The organism is Lysinibacillus sp. NPDC056185 (genome assembly GCF_047737915.1).
In the GTDB taxonomy this organism is placed as follows: domain Bacteria; phylum Bacillota; class Bacilli; order Bacillales_A; family Planococcaceae; genus Lysinibacillus.
Genome location: NZ_JBLLLQ010000005.1, coordinates 40,771 through 56,363, shown reverse-complemented (window position 1 = coordinate 56,363; position 15,593 = coordinate 40,771). Strand labels below are relative to the sequence as shown.

The window sequence follows — 15,593 nt, the reverse complement described above, 5'->3', positions numbered from 1 at the left end:
AAACCTCCTTATTCGATTTCTAAAATATCATCATCTACGTTAATGAAATCCCCTTCGTTCGCAATGATTTTTGTGACCACGCCATCTTCTTCTGCAGCAATAGGAATCTCCATTTTCATCGACTCTAAAATTGCCACATCTTGTCCTGCTGTCACTTTCTCGCCCTCTGCTACAACGATTTTCCATACTGTTCCTGCCATGCTCGCTTTAACTGTTGCCATTGTAAATCCCTCCAAATGTATGAATGTACGTCTAGCGCATTCGCACTAATATTTAAGTGCGAATGCTTTAATTTATTTTGTCTCTGCTAATTGCGGTAGATAATATTCTTCTACAAATTTAGTTGTTGTATAGCCCTTTAAAAATTGTTCATGTGTGACTGTTTTCAGCAGCATTGGAATATTTGTTTGAATTCCTTCTATTTTATACGCTTTAAGCGCCTCGATAAGTCGTTCACACGCAATTGCTCGTGTTTCTCCCCACACTACTAATTTGCTAATCATCGGATCGTAAAAAGGTGTTACCGAAGTGCCAGCCTCTACGCCACATTCATGGCGAATACCTTCACCTGTTGGTAATTCAAAAGCCGTGATTGTGCCTGGAGAAGGGAAAAAGGTCGAAGGATTTTCGGCGTAGATGCGTACTTCAATCGCATGCCCTTTTCTTTGAATACTATCGCGCGTAAATGCTAATGGTTGTTTTGCCGCAATCTTTAATTGCTCCTCTACAAGATCCAGTTTCGTAATTTCCTCAGTCACCGGATGTTCCACCTGTAAGCGTGTATTCATCTCTAAAAAATAAAAGTTTTGCTCCGCATCTACTAAATACTCAATCGTTCCAGCATTCACATAGCCAATATGCTGAACTGCCTTGACTGAAGCATCTAACATACTTTTTCTTGTTGCTTCAGAAATGAAAGGAGATGGTGCTTCCTCAACTACCTTTTGATTTCTACGTTGAATCGAGCACTCCCGTTCAAATAGTGGTACGACATTGCCATCATGGTCCGCAATAATTTGTACCTCGACGTGATGAGGATTAGCAATAAATCGTTCCATATACATCGTGCCATCACCAAAGAATGACTGTGCACGCTTTTGATTTCCTTCAAAGGCTTTTGCCAATTCTTCAGCATTTTCTACGAGCTGCATTCCGATACCCCCGCCGCCAGCAGAAGCTTTTAACATAATCGGATAGCCTAGACGGGCAGCAATTTCAATAGCTTCTGTTACATCTTTTACCGGTGCCTCTACGCCTTCAACGATTGGTACACCAGCCGCCTTCATTGTTTTACGGGCTTCTAATTTACTCCCCATCGAAGCAATCACGTCCGCGCTTGGCCCAATAAAAACTAAGCCCGCCTCTGTACAACGTTTAGCAAACTCAGCGTTTTCTGATAATAAGCCATAGCCTGGATGAACAGCTTCAGCACCGCTATCCTTCGCTACTTCAAGAATACGATCAATATTTAAATAACTTTGTGCAACAGGTGGTTTTCCGATACAGAACGCCTCATCCGCTTCCTTAACATGTAAGCTTTCAGCGTCTGCCTCGGAATACACCGCAACTGTTAGGACATTTAGTCGTTTGCATGTTCTAATAACGCGTCTTGCTATCTCTCCACGATTTGCAATTAAAACCTTTTTGAACATAACACCGGCCCCCTTCTTACTTCACTGCTGGAACAAAACTCTCTCGTAATCTATACTTTTGAACTTTTCCTGATGCAGTCATCGGATAGTCGTCGATAAAGAAAATATGTCGTGGTATTTTATGTCTAGAGATTTTATCCCGACAATAATCTCGAATTTCTTCCTCTGTTGCCTGCTCTTCTTCACGCAAAATGATCCAAGCTGCCGCTTCCTCTCCATAAACAGGATCAGGAACACCTGCAACCTGTACATCTGCAATTTTCGGGTGTGTGTAAAGGAATTCTTCAATTTCTCGAGGAGATATATTTTCACCGCCGCGAATAATCATATCTTTTAAACGCCCTGTTACACGTACATAGCCCGCCTCATCCATCGTTGCCAAATCCCCGGTATGCAGCCAACCAGCCCCATCAATTGCAAGAAGCGTTTCTTCTTGGTTTTTATAGTAGCCTTTCATGACGTGGTAGCCTCTCGTACATAGCTCCCCTTGCTCATTTGGCGCAGCTTCTTCGTCTGTACCAGGAACGACGATTTTAACTTCCAGATTCGGCAATGCACGACCAACAGTTTCTACCTTTAATAATAGCGGGTCATCTGCTCTCGTTTGTGTAATAACAGGTGAGGATTCTGTTTGTCCGTAACAGATCGTAACATCCTTCATTCCCATTTTGTCGATCACGGCTTTCATCACCTCAATAGGACAATTAGAGCCTGCCATTACTCCAGTGCGTAACGTTGATAGATCGAAAGACGAAAAATTCGGTAAATTAAGTTCGCTAATGAACATCGTTGGTACACCATGTAACGCTGTACATTTCTCTTTTTCAACTGTTTGTAGCACTTCAGTAGGTGAAAATTCCTGCACTGGTACCATCGTCCCGCCACTAGTCGTAATCGCTAATGTGCCAATTACACAGCCAAAGCAATGGAAGAATGGAACAGGGATGCATAAGCGATCTTCGTATGTTAAACCCATACATTCTGCAATATTAATCGCATTATTAACTAAGTTATAATGCGTTAACATAACACCTTTTGGAAAACCTGTTGTTCCCGAAGTATATTGAACATTAATAACATCATCATAATGAAGCTCTTGCTGCCTTTGATCTAATTGCTCCTCCGTTATTTGCTTTGCAGCCGATAACACATCAGACCAGTTTAGCACTCCGGGGTATTTTGTCTCGCCAATTAAAATAACATTTTTCAATAAAGGCAGTCGCTTTGATTGCAAATTACCCGGTTCACAATGTTCAAGCTCTGGACATAACTCTTGCAGTGTATTCATAAAAGAATGGTCTCGATAATTTTCAATTAAAATAATCGTTTTTGCATCGGATTGCTTCAATAAATATTCCAACTCGCTTGAGCGATAATTCGTGTTGACAGTGACGATCGGAGCACCCATTTTACCTGTACCAAATTGCAGCTGTACCCATTCCGGGACATTGGTCGTCCATACTGCAATATGCTCGCCCTTCTCTATTCCAAGAGCCATTAACCCTCTAGCTACTAAACGACTTTGCCGATTGAGCTCCTCGTAGGTCATTCGTAAATTCCTGTCTGCATACACTAATGCTTCCCGCTGTGGATATTTTTCCGATTGTTCGTCTAGCAATTGACCAATAGTTTGATACACAAGTTCTGCCATGAAAATCCTCCTTTTATGCTATTTAAGAAATTAACAGCCAATTAAACGAGAAATAACGAGACGTTGAATTTCAGACGTTCCCTCACCGATTTCCATTAACTTAATGTCACGCAGATGACGCTCTACGTCGTATTCTTTCATATAACCTGAACCGCCATGAATTTGAATGGCTTGATTACAAGTCCGGAAGCCCATTTCAGAAGCAAATAATTTTGCCATTGCCGCTTCCTTACCGAACGGTTTCTTTTGATCTTTAAGCCATGCCGCCTTATGTACTAACGTACGTGCAAGCTCTATCTCCATTGCCATATCGGCCAATTTAAATTGTATTGCCTGTAGTTTTGAAATTGGTGCACCAAATTGTTCACGTTCTTTTGCGTATTTTAATGATTTCTCATAAGCTGCCTGTGCAATTCCTACAGATAATGCAGCAATGGAAATACGCCCTCCGTCTAAAGTATTTAAAAATTGGCTAAATCCGCGTTTTTCATCCCCTAATAGATTAGCCCTTGGTACACGAACATTTTGCAAAATAATCTCACATGTATTGGAACCACGTACGCCCATTTTGTCGTAATTGCAGTTGATCGTTACGCCAGGAGTATTAGTTGGCACAATGATAGCTGAGATAATTTTTTTACCATCTTCACGTTTACCTGTCACTGCAGTCACAATAATTTGACGTGCATGGCCAGCATTTGTGATCCAGCATTTTTCACCATTAATGATGTAATCATCACCATCAATTACGGCTGTTGTACGTGTCCCACCAGCATCTGAACCTGCATTGGGCTCTGTTAGACCAAACGAACCTAATGTTTCTCCCTTCGCTAACGGAACAAGCCATTCCTGCTTTTGCTCCTCTGTACCGAAATTATAAATAGGCGAAGCACCTAGGCTAACTGCTGCTGCATAGCTTAATCCTGTGCCGCCACACGCACGACCGATTTCTTCAACAGCAAGTGCGTAAGAAACAGTATCTCCGCCTGAACCGCCATACTCTTCAGGAAACGGAATACCTAATAAGCCTAGCTCTGCCATCTTTTCGAAGCTCTCTATTCTCATCGTCGATGTCTCGTCAACCTCACGAGCATACGGTTTAATTTCATTTTCAGCAAAATCACGTACCATGTCTCGAATCATTGCTTGCTCTTTCGTTAGTTCAAAGTTCATCCCCAGTCCCCCTAATGTTTAATGTGCCATAGCGGATTTCGTTCAGATGTCAGTTGCAATAAATAAATAAATAAATAAATAAATAAATACCGACTAGTCGGTTTGTTTTAAATATTAATAAAACCAGTCTCTTCCTTCGCTGCTGGCTTCTCCTTAACCATAAATTGAACTGCTTCTTCCATTGCTTGTTCAGTGACAATCGCACGCAATACCATATCCGTAAAGACTTCTGTAATTTCCTCCATTGTTAATGGACCTGATTGCTTAAACCATTTATATGTCCAGTTAATCATCCCAACAATAGCCATCGTTACAATAGTACAAGGTAGTTCTGTACGAAAATCCTTTGTTTGCTGGCCTTCCTCTATGACTTTTTGTAAAATATCCCGATATTGATCTCGTTTTTTATGAATAATTTCACTATATTCCTCTGGCAATGAACGGCTTTCCTCATAAAAAACAGTAATATGTGCTTGATACACATCAAATACTTGGGTCAGTGTTTGTAGCATCGCACATAAACGTGTAATCGGTGTATCGTATTTGTCATATGCCTCCTGCGACTGTTTAATAACATATGAAATAAATACATCGTGAATTTCATACAACAATTCATCTTTCGATTTAAAATTATGATAAAATCCACCCTTTGATGCACCGATGTATTCAACAATGCGATCAACAGTTACATTGTGATAGCCATCTTGCTGAAATAGCACTACAGAAGCGTCAACAATGCGTTGTTTTAACGTTTTCTTTACCATAGGCATCTATCATCCTTCTTATAACTCTTTACTCCATCACTCTTTATAATTAGAAAAAGTTTTGGGTCATCACCATAATGTGTGGTTGATTTCCGTTCCGGCTGGGCGCTTTGTTGCTGGCGCTTCGCTTTCGCACAGATAAAACAATTGTAGCTGCCGCTTTGCTTTCGCTACAGAAAACATTTGCCGCTGACGCTTCGCTTTCGCGCAGAGCTTCCTGGGGGCGTCCGATGAGCCGCGGATCCCTGAGGAGTCGCCCAGCCTCCACTCCAATCAACTTACGCACATGGCATATGTTTTAGCAAAATGCCATCCCATCTATCGGTGACGAAACCTAATTTTTCTTAATTATAAAAAAACTATAGCACCATTAATATAGCATTCACAAAAATTGGTGTCTAGCACCATAGTAGATTTTATTTAAAATTACGAGAATTTATTTTACATAAAGCAGAATTTTTCAAATCACCACATATCAATTTCGCCTCGGTGTAATTGTAGCTGTCGCTTCGCTTTCGCACAGAAAACATTTGTAGCTGTCGCTTCGCTTTCGGTACAAGAGAGATTTGTAACTGCCGTTTCACTTACGTTACATAAAACACTTGCTGAATGAAGATACGCAAACATACAATTACTGTATGATTTCCACCTTATTTTCATTACTAAAATCCAAAAAAAATTCCCTAGCGCTGTATAAAAACACTAGAGAATCTCAAAAACATGATTATGAAGCTTTTGGTATTTTACGAAGCCATGAGATGATGATTGCAATGATTAATGCAAAGCCTAAATACCCCATTGTTGAATAAACCTTTCCAACTAATGTCGTGAACCCTACTAAACTCGCGACGAAGCCTATTAAACCAATCACCACAATACCTATTTTAAAATATTTATGATCAGGCGCTATAAAACGTACTGTAAATGCATAAAGCATCCCTACAGCTGTATTGTACATCATGCCTAATAAAGCAATGGACATTAAGATACCCACTACAGGATGAATTTGTTTTGCTAGCTCTAATGTCGGCATTGCTGCCCCACCAACTACGTCCATTTTAACGAACATAGCGATATTAATTAGTATGATTAAGACACCGAGCATTAAACCCCCAAGAAGACCGCCTAAACCAGCAATCTTGCGCTCTTTTACTGTTCCCCCCATAACAATTAACATCGCAGTACCAGCAGCTATGTTATAAGATACATAGAGAAGTGCCCCCAATATCCAATTTGAAGCCGCAGATGTTTGCTCTTGCGCTAACACATTCTGTTCTGCGATGGTTAAGTCCATTGTGAAAATGGAGTAAATTAAAATAATAAAAACGATCCCCATTAAATATGGTGTCACTAAAGCTATTATATTAATAATATTTTTTACATTTAATAGCAATGTTAAAATCGTAATGATTACCATAAAAATACTGCCAATCATCGGATTTATATTAAACATTTGCTCGAATGTTGACCCCGATCCAGCAAACATAACAACCGCAACACCAAATAAGAAGAATGTAATGACAATATCTAATAGTACCCCTACATAACGTCCCCCAATTTGATAGATAACCTCTTTATGAGAGGTCGTTTGCGAATCTGCTCCTAATTGCGCTAGACTCATCCCTAAAAAGGCAAATGCGATTGTTGCGACAATTCCCCCAGCTATGCCGTAAAGACCGAAGCTCGTAAAGTATTGCATAATTTCTTGTCCTGATGCAAAGCCAGCACCAACGATTAATCCTACAAATGCGCCACCTATCTGCCAACTTTTTTTCATAGAACACCTGCTTTTTCTAATCAATTATTTTCATAGGCTTCCTAACGAAATATCATTCTTGTACTACTCAAGCCACGTTATTTATATGTTTTCTGCGCTACTGTGAATAAATCGATTGTCTCCCTATTCACTTCATAGCCGATCCCCGCTTTTTGCGGAACTTCAATATAACCGTCCTTCACTATAACTTCTGGATCAATGATATCTTTTTCCCAATAACGACTTGAGCCTGCAGTATCTCCAGGTAAAATAAAATTCGATAATGTAGTTAATGCCACATTATGTGCACGACCAATACCAGACTCCAGCATGCCGCCACACCAGACAGGGATGTTATTTGCTTCACAATAATCATGTATTTTCTTCGCTTCTGTTAAGCCACCAACACGTCCAATTTTTATATTAATAATTTTAGTACTGCCTAACTCAACAGCTTTACGTGCATCTTCTAATGAATGGATACTTTCGTCTAAGCAGATTGGCGTCTCGATTAACTTTTGTAATGCTGCGTGGTCAATGATGTCATCCGACGCCAATGGCTGCTCGATCATTGTTAAATTAAATGCATCTAGCTGTTTGAGTGTTTCAGCATCTGTGAGACGATAAGCTGAGTTCGCATCCGCCATAAACGCCACATCAGGGAACGTTTCACGTAATGTACGCATTACTGCCACATCCCAACCTGGCTTAATTTTGATTTTCATTCGTTTATAGCCTTCATTCACAAAGCCATCTACTAACGCTACTAAATCCTCGATTGATTGTTGAATACCGATACTGATCCCTACCTCAATATTGTCCTTCTTGCCACCAAGTGCCGCCGCGAGAGATTGATTCGTCTGTTGGGCATAAATATCCCAAATAGCACCTTCTATCGTTGATTTCGCCATATTATTTTTACGAATCGGTTTAAATAGCTCATTGACCTCATCTGGATGCTGAAGCTCTTTATTTAAAATAAGAGGAATTAAAAAATCTTCTAGCATATGCCAATTCGTTTGCAATGTTTCCTCGTTGTACCACGGTGAATGGAACGCTACAGATTCTCCCCAACCGATTGTCCCTGCCTCATCCTTGGCCTCTAAAACTAAAAAATCTTTATCATCGAATGTGCCAAAGCTAGTTGTAAATGGTTCTTTTAATTTCATTTTTAAATGTCTAATGGTAATTTCCGTGATTTTCATATTGGTTTGCCCCTTCCAGATCTAAAGTTTCTAATTTTACGAGAACATACTCGTTGTATTGTTCTTGCTGCTGCAATTGAACTGCAGCATAACCTTGTGCAAATAATCGTTGTAAAATATGTCGCGTTTTGAAACGCCATTCCAATGCTAATGTCGGGTCTTGCAGCTTCAATGCTTGAAAGTCCTTCGGCACAGGCAATGTATATAAATCTTCGTTATATTTTAAATCTTCAGTTATTTTTAAGCATGGAAAGCCTTGTTCATTTGGTACACAACTTGCCACTGATATGGCATCAGTTGCATCTATTGAAACACTTTTACTTACGTAATCAGAGGTGATATACCAGCACACCTCAAAACGATCTGAAGGCAGTCCCTTATTTAAGCCATCCTGCATTTCACCGTAGCAATTTTCTATATACGTATAACAAATACCATTTAACTTGGACAGATTGAGAAAACCATTTCGTGTTTCCAGCGGATCAAAGGTCCACACCATTAAATCATAGCCTCGTTCAATAGCAATAGCTTGCTGGGCATATTTTAGTTTTTCACCTATTCCTTGGGAGCGGTAATTTTCGTCTATCCCCAACATATGGGAGCATAAATAACTTTTGCCCTCTCGAAACCCCGAAAAACCATAGCTAAAGCCAACTAATTGATCACCATCAAAGGCACCAACAACGATACCGCCATTTTTCACAGCCGTTAAAGTTTGATGAATGGGAATAGAAGGCATCCCCCAAACGTCATATTCCAATTGCTGAACTTGCTCCAGCTGTTCGATTGTCTTTATTTCCCTTATGTCAATCATCGCTATCACTTCTTTCTATTCTTTATCCCATATTCTATAAAGCTCTTAAAATAGCTCTCGTGATAATGTTCACTCCGGTAATAAGTCGCTCTCGATTAAAAGTCATTTTCGGATGATGTAATCCCGGTGTTACACCACAACCTAAGCCAAGCATTGTTGCTTTCAGGTTCGGGCGTTCATACGTATAAAAATGAAAATCCTCTCCTCCAGGAGTGACGACTGGTGAAGCACATGCCCTTTCCCCAACTACGTCAACAATCGCTGAATTCATATGTTGTAATGCCTCATCATTCACTAACGCTGCAACAATATGCGCATCTACATTTAAAGAAATTTTCGCATCATACATCGCTTCTACCGATGCTTTTACACGTTCAATACCATCTGTGATAGCTTGCATTACTTCATTTGTTTGTGCTCGTGCATCGATGCTAAATGTTGCTTTCCCCGGAATAATATTCGTCGAGGTTCCTCCTGCATTAAATTGTGTCATTTTGACTGACGCTGAGACATTGGGGTCCGTCCAAATTTTTTGTAAGCCTTCGACAATCGCTGCCCCTACCTCAATAGCATTAATGCCGAGTTCAGGTCGTGCGCCATGTGCCTCTTCCCCAAGAATTGTCCCAGTAAAAAGCTTTGCAGCACCGTGGTACAATGCTGGAGCATACGTCCCGTCCCGCAATTCTTTTAACGGACGAACATGGACACCAAATAAGTATTCTAAATGATCGATAAGCCCCTTCTCAACGAATGCGCGAGCGCCCTGTGCTTTTTCTTCAGCAGGCTGAAAAAGAATACGTACTGCGCCAGGAAGTGATTGCTCCATATCCTTTAACACTAGTGCCGTCCCAATAGCCATCGTCATGTGGCCGTCATGACCACAGGAATGATTAGCCTTAAATTCACCATCTACTTCCTGCCATAAAGCATCAATATCCGTACGAAATCCGACTTTCGGTATCCCTTCCCCAATATCGACATACAGTCCCGTCATATCCTCGAACAACTGAGGCTCCATCTGTGCCTCCTTCAATAAACTGGCGATGTATTGCGTTGTCTTCTTTTCCTGCCAGCTAATTTCCGGATGCTCATGAAGATGTGTAAAAATATCAGCCAATCTAGGCTGTAAGTTTTGTAAAACTTGATTCATTGTCTTCAACTCCATCGATTTGCTAAAAAGCTATTTTGGAAATCATCATATTTTACGCGTTGATTTTCATAATAGTCGTGATCTTGTGCAGTCATACCTGCAATCAGTGTATTTAAAAATGAAATCAGTGCTGGCATTGCGTCAATCGTAGACATTTCCTGTTGTTCATTCACAAAGGTAATCGTTGCATATTGCGTAATAGGTGCAATTTTAGAATCTGTAATACCAATAATCTCGCAATTTTTTTCTTGAATTTCAGCTGCAAATTGAATCGGCTCTTTAAAATAGCGATGGAACGATAAAATAATGACCACACTATCCTCATCGATTTCTTGTAAAGCTCTAATGATTTCACTAGTTTCAAAATCTAAAAGCATTACGTTAGGACGTAGCATATTTAACGTAAAATACAACCATTGTGCCGCTAAATGGGAAGAACCATTTCCAGCAATATAGATTTTTTTCTTCGTATGTAGCAGGTTAGAAGCACGATTAAAATCTTCCTCGTTAATGTTCTTAGCAACATTTAAAATACTCGATGCATCCTTTTCCATCGTTTTTTCATAAAAACGTGGTGTTTCAAAAAGTACCTGCTTTGATTGCAAATAATTGTGCAAGCTACTCGTATTGCCTTCATTGAATAGATGCATCGTAATCTCCCGCTGCAACTCAGCATAACCCGATAATCCTATAGCGTAGCAAAAACGGATAACCGTCGTTTCACTTACCCCCGCCTTTTCCCCCACATAAGCAGCTGAATGAACACCAACAGTCTGCAAATTTTTGAGGATAAAGATCGCTACCTTTTGCTGACTCTTCGAAAGCTCCTGGTATTTATGTTGAATGACTTGTTGAATTGTTTGATTATCCATCAAAGAAGTACATCCTTTTTATTTTAGTTTTTGAAGTTTAAACTTCATTTTCATGTTACATACAGTAGCATAAATATTTTCATAATTCAATATATTTTCTGAAATTTCTGTTTATATTTTAAAAATGAAGATTTTGCAAGAACAAAGCACCATTCTGTGGCACCGGTTTCAATCTACGAAATGAACAACAAAGGTAGCTCATCTCCAAAAGTTGAATCATGGAATAAGTTGATTGGAGTGGATACTGAGCGATTCCTTGGGGATCAGCAAGTGGAACGAAGGCTAAAACCATCACGTCCTGTGATAACGCCTTCGTGACCAACATCCTGTTGGCAAGGAAGTTAAGGGTTATACATACTTCAGCTATTACTAACTATGTTACTATTAACAGTACAAGATAGTAAAAGGAGTTCAAAATATGGCGAAAAGTTTAGTATTAGCAGAAAAACCTTCAGTGGCACGCGATATTGCAAATGTACTGAAATGTAACAAAAAGGGTAATGGATTCTTAGAAGGTGACAAATATATCGTCACATGGGCGCTGGGTCATTTAGTTACACTTGCCGACCCAGAAAGCTATGATGAGAAATATAAAAAGTGGGACTTAGCAGATTTACCGATGCTACCAGAACGTTTAAAACTCACAACGATTAAGCAAACAAGTAAACAATATAATGCTGTTAAATCACAACTAATACGTGGTGATGTAAATGAAATCATAATAGCAACCGATGCTGGACGTGAAGGTGAGCTAGTAGCACGCTGGATTATAGAGCGTGCTAAAGTAAATAAACCAATTAAGCGCTTGTGGATTTCTTCTGTAACAGATAAAGCAATCAAAGAAGGCTTTGCAAATTTAAAACCAGGTAAAGCATATGAAAACCTTTATTTTTCAGCTATAGCGCGTTCTGAAGCTGATTGGTATATCGGACTTAATGCGACTAGAGCGTTAACGACTAAACATAATGCACAGCTAAATTGTGGACGCGTTCAAACACCAGTTGTAGCAATGGTAGCAGCACGCGAAGATGAAATTAAGAATTTCAAAGCGCAAACATATTATGGTATTGAAGCAAAAACATCGGAATTAAAATTAACATGGCAAGATGCAAACGGCAATTCTCGTAGCTTTAATAAAGAGAAAGTCGATGCCATTGTAAATACTTTAGATAGGCAAAATGCAAAAGTAATTGAGATAGAACGTAAACTGAAGAAATCTTTTTCTCCAGGTCTATACGATTTAACTGAGTTACAGCGTGATGCCAATAAAATGTTTGGCTACTCAGCGAAAGAAACATTAAATATTATGCAAAAGCTATACGAGTCGCATAAGGTGCTTACTTATCCTCGTACAGATTCACGCTATTTATCTTCTGACATCGTTAGCACGCTTCCAGAAAGATTAAAGGCATGTGGTGTAGGAGAATATCGTTCTTTAGCAAATAAGGTGCTTACAAAGTCTATTAAAGTGAATAAATCGTTTGTAGATGACAGTAAAGTATCAGATCACCATGCAATTATTCCAACAGAGGAATATGTTAACTTTGCAAGTTTTAACGATAAAGAGCGGAAAATTTATGATTTAGTTGTAAAACGTTTCTTAGCCGTTCTATTCCCTGTACATGAATTTGAGCAATTAACAGTGCAAGCTAAAATCGGCAATGAAAAATTTATCGCACGTGGTAAAACGGTAATTACTGCTGGTTGGAAAGAAGTTTATTCAAATCGTTTTGAGGATGAGGAAACGAACGAAGATGTAAAAGAGCAATTACTTCCTCGTCTAGAAAAAGGACAGGAGTTAAAGGTGAATTTAGTTTCACAAACTTCTGGCCAAACAAAGCCACCTGCTAGATTTAATGAAGCTACTCTTTTATCAGCAATGGAGAACCCTACAAAATATTTGAACACGCAAGATAAACAGCTTGCAGATACATTAAAATCAACAGGTGGACTAGGTACAGTAGCAACACGCGCTGATATTATTGATAAATTATTTAATTCATTCTTATTTGAAAAACGTGGGAAGGATATTCATATCACGTCTAAAGGTCGTCAGTTACTTGATTTAGTTCCGAACGAATTAAAGTCACCTGAGACAACAGCTGAATGGGAACAAAAATTAGAGTTAATTGCCAAAGGAAAGTTAAAGAAAGAAACGTTTATCAATGAAATGAAGCAGCATACGAAAGAAATCGTAGCGGATATTAAAAATAGTGATAAGAAATTCAAGCACGACAATATCTCAACAAAGACTTGTCCCGATTGCGGTAAACCGATGCTTGAAGTGAACGGTAAAAAGGGCAAAATGCTTGTGTGCCAAGACCGTGAATGTGGTCACCGTAAAAACGTAGCACGTGTCACGAATGCTCGTTGTCCACAATGTAAGAAAAAGCTGGAGCTACGTGGTGAAGGCGATGGACAAATTTTTGTATGTAAGTGCGGTCATCGTGAAAAATTATCTGCTTTTGAAGTACGCCGTAAAAAAGAAGGAAGCGGTAAAGTGGATAAGCGTAGTGTACAGAAGTATATGAAGCAACAAGAAAAAGAGGCGGAGCCGATTAATAATGCATTTGCGGATTTATTAAAAGGTATGAAATTTGATTAATTTTAAAACAAAGTATAAAGAGGTCCCGCATTAGCGAGGCCTCTTTTAATCTTCATGGTTCATTTTAGTTATTACCTTTAATTCAAATGATCAGCATATTGATTTAAGCCACGTTTTTCTAGTTCTTTAACAAATATTGTACGTATGTTTATTCGGATTAATTAATTAAAAAAAATCACGTATTTTGCATGAATAGCAATATACGTGATTTTTTTATTATTTAAATTTCATATTATCAATTTATGTATGTTTAAACATTTAGAACATCTTTAATTTCATTGGTATATAAGGAATATAATATATGCTTTTTAGGGTTTTCTTTTTCAGTAGAATAAGTTCTTGTTCATTCACTTATTTTTGTATATGACCATAACACTTTTTAATTTCAATCCTACATTTCGAAATATTTTTCATTTGAATCTCGGACGCTTCGGCTGTAGTTAACTCCTCTGCCTTTAATTAGAAAATGTAACTTAATTCATTTTTAAATTTTCACTTTTAAAAACATCATATCCGCTAGATAAGTGACTTTCTTGTTTTTTATCATACTGGGTTAAGATTAAGTTGTAATTCAAAGAATCGTTTGATTGATTATTAACTACCAATTAAGTCCCAAATAGAACTGATAATAGTTCCGACATTTACTGTAAAGACCTTTACTCCTAGCAACATCATCATCTCCCCCTTTCATCTCACTATATATATATTATTGGTTTTTTATACATTTTTTTGTTAAAATGTAAACAAAAGTTAACATCTTAAAGTTGGAGGAAGTAGTACAAATGAAAATTGGAGAATTAATTAGAGAGTTACGGCTACAAAAAAACGTCCGTTCTAATGTTCTATACAAAAATTTACTGAGTAGACCAGCCATAGTAAAATTTGAACGAGGGGAAAGCGATACGACAGCAGAAAAATTTTTAAAAATGTTAGATTACTTAAATATCACGCTAGAAGAATTTAGTATCATATACAATGATGAGGAAAATAAGGACTTAGATTATACGAGGAAGTATGTTGAAGCTTTCTATAACCAAGATGTAGATGCTTTATACTTAATTGTTGAACAAGTTGAAAATGAATATAAATTAACGCACAATCTAAAGTTTTTACATTTTCGATCCTTGATATTGTTGTTGATTGATGATCTTCTAGGAACAAAAGAACATACTAAAGAAATAGAATTACTCCAAGAATACTTAATGAATTGTGAAAGCTGGGGTTATTATGAAATCACTTTGTTTGCAAATAGTTTAAGTTTTTACTCAATAGAATTAATTGATCTTGTTTATGATCGTACAAAAAAAACATTACAGCGCTATCAAAATCTTACGAGATACCGTAATGAAATTGCTTTAATAATTTTCAATATTTTAGAAAAAAAAATTACGTGTATGGATATAGATGGGGCTAAAAAATACCTTGCTGAATTAGAGAAAGTACAAGTAAGTGTTATAGATAATATGTACATGCAAACAATGATTAAATTTTTCTCTGCATTAATCTCTCTTATAGATGGAGATACGTCAAAGAACAAAACAATACTGGAAATTATAAATGTATTCACTTTACTGGAACTAAAGCTCAAATTCACACAATGCCTTGAGCTTTATGAAAAAGTACAGGAAATTTATAATTTAAAATTCAAAGAGGACACCTATCCTCAATAAGGTTCCCTCTATCTTGCCTTGTTTCTTTCTCTCCTAAAAAGAGCATACAATATCCCATTGAGTAATAAAGGCTATATTTTAGGCATTTGAGAAAGCGTCGATATTTCGACTTGATTATTATAATTTATGAGTCAAACTTTTTCTCATGTTTTAGTCGTTTTCACCCTAAAGAACTTCTTTAAAATTGTACCATCCCTATAAACTTTCACTTAGTATGCCAGCAATTCTTGATCATAAACCTATGTGTAAGAAGAGTGGCATTTTTAAATATCTTCTTTCAA

General features: G+C 38.0%; 12 protein-coding genes. 2 read left to right on the top strand and 10 right to left on the bottom strand.

Annotated features, from left to right (window positions below; genetic code table 11):
• Positions 1–8: 8 nt before the first annotated feature.
• From ACMZ42_RS06930 to ACMZ42_RS06885, 10 genes are all read right to left on the bottom strand, one after another.
• Positions 9–221 (bottom strand): acetyl-CoA carboxylase biotin carboxyl carrier protein subunit, encoded by a 213-nt coding sequence (locus ACMZ42_RS06930; protein ID WP_031418413.1) that lies wholly within the window; start codon positions 219–221, stop codon positions 9–11.
• A gap of 72 nt (positions 222–293) precedes the next feature.
• Positions 294–1,652, bottom strand: coding sequence for an acetyl/propionyl/methylcrotonyl-CoA carboxylase subunit alpha (locus ACMZ42_RS06925; RefSeq protein WP_415730980.1), 1,359 nt, complete (start codon positions 1,650–1,652; stop codon positions 294–296).
• Positions 1,653–1,668: 16 nt separating this feature from the next.
• Positions 1,669–3,303, bottom strand: a complete 1,635-nt coding sequence (locus ACMZ42_RS06920; RefSeq protein ID WP_415730979.1) for an AMP-binding protein — start codon at positions 3,301–3,303, stop codon at positions 1,669–1,671.
• A gap of 30 nt (positions 3,304–3,333) precedes the next feature.
• Positions 3,334–4,476 carry an acyl-CoA dehydrogenase gene (locus ACMZ42_RS06915; RefSeq protein WP_370082471.1) on the bottom strand — a complete coding sequence of 381 codons (1,143 nt, stop codon included), beginning with the start codon at positions 4,474–4,476 and terminating at the stop codon, positions 3,334–3,336.
• 107 nt (positions 4,477–4,583) lie between these two features.
• Positions 4,584–5,240, bottom strand: coding sequence for a TetR/AcrR family transcriptional regulator (locus tag ACMZ42_RS06910; RefSeq protein ID WP_370082530.1), 657 nt, complete (start codon positions 5,238–5,240; stop codon positions 4,584–4,586).
• Positions 5,241–5,964: 724 nt separating this feature from the next.
• Positions 5,965–7,017 (bottom strand): hypothetical protein, encoded by a 1,053-nt coding sequence (locus ACMZ42_RS06905; RefSeq protein ID WP_415730978.1) that lies wholly within the window; start codon positions 7,015–7,017, stop codon positions 5,965–5,967.
• A gap of 77 nt (positions 7,018–7,094) precedes the next feature.
• On the bottom strand, positions 7,095–8,201 hold the full coding sequence (gene menC, locus ACMZ42_RS06900) for an o-succinylbenzoate synthase (protein ID WP_415730977.1): 1,107 nt from the start codon (positions 8,199–8,201) through the stop codon (positions 7,095–7,097).
• A complete protein-coding gene (locus ACMZ42_RS06895) occupies positions 8,176–9,015 on the bottom strand; it encodes a GNAT family N-acetyltransferase (RefSeq protein WP_415730976.1) in 840 nt (279 codons plus the stop codon). The genes menC and ACMZ42_RS06895 overlap by 26 nt, the downstream gene beginning before the upstream one ends.
• Before the next feature lie 34 nt (positions 9,016–9,049).
• Entirely contained in the window at positions 9,050–10,165 is a 1,116-nt protein-coding gene (locus ACMZ42_RS06890; protein ID WP_415730975.1) for a M20 peptidase aminoacylase family protein, read from the bottom strand.
• Between the two features lie 5 nt (positions 10,166–10,170).
• Positions 10,171–11,037: a MurR/RpiR family transcriptional regulator gene (locus ACMZ42_RS06885; RefSeq protein ID WP_415731087.1), complete on the bottom strand. Its 867-nt coding sequence runs from the start codon at positions 11,035–11,037 to the stop codon at positions 10,171–10,173.
• A 418-nt stretch (positions 11,038–11,455) separates the two neighbouring features.
• Here ACMZ42_RS06885 and ACMZ42_RS06880 point away from each other — a divergent pair, with 418 nt between their 5' ends.
• Positions 11,456–13,642, top strand: a complete 2,187-nt coding sequence (locus ACMZ42_RS06880) for a DNA topoisomerase III (RefSeq protein ID WP_415730974.1) — start codon at positions 11,456–11,458, stop codon at positions 13,640–13,642.
• 782 nt (positions 13,643–14,424) lie between these two features.
• Positions 14,425–15,312: a helix-turn-helix domain-containing protein gene (locus ACMZ42_RS06875; protein ID WP_415730973.1), complete on the top strand. Its 888-nt coding sequence runs from the start codon at positions 14,425–14,427 to the stop codon at positions 15,310–15,312.
• Positions 15,313–15,593: the final 281 nt, after the last annotated feature.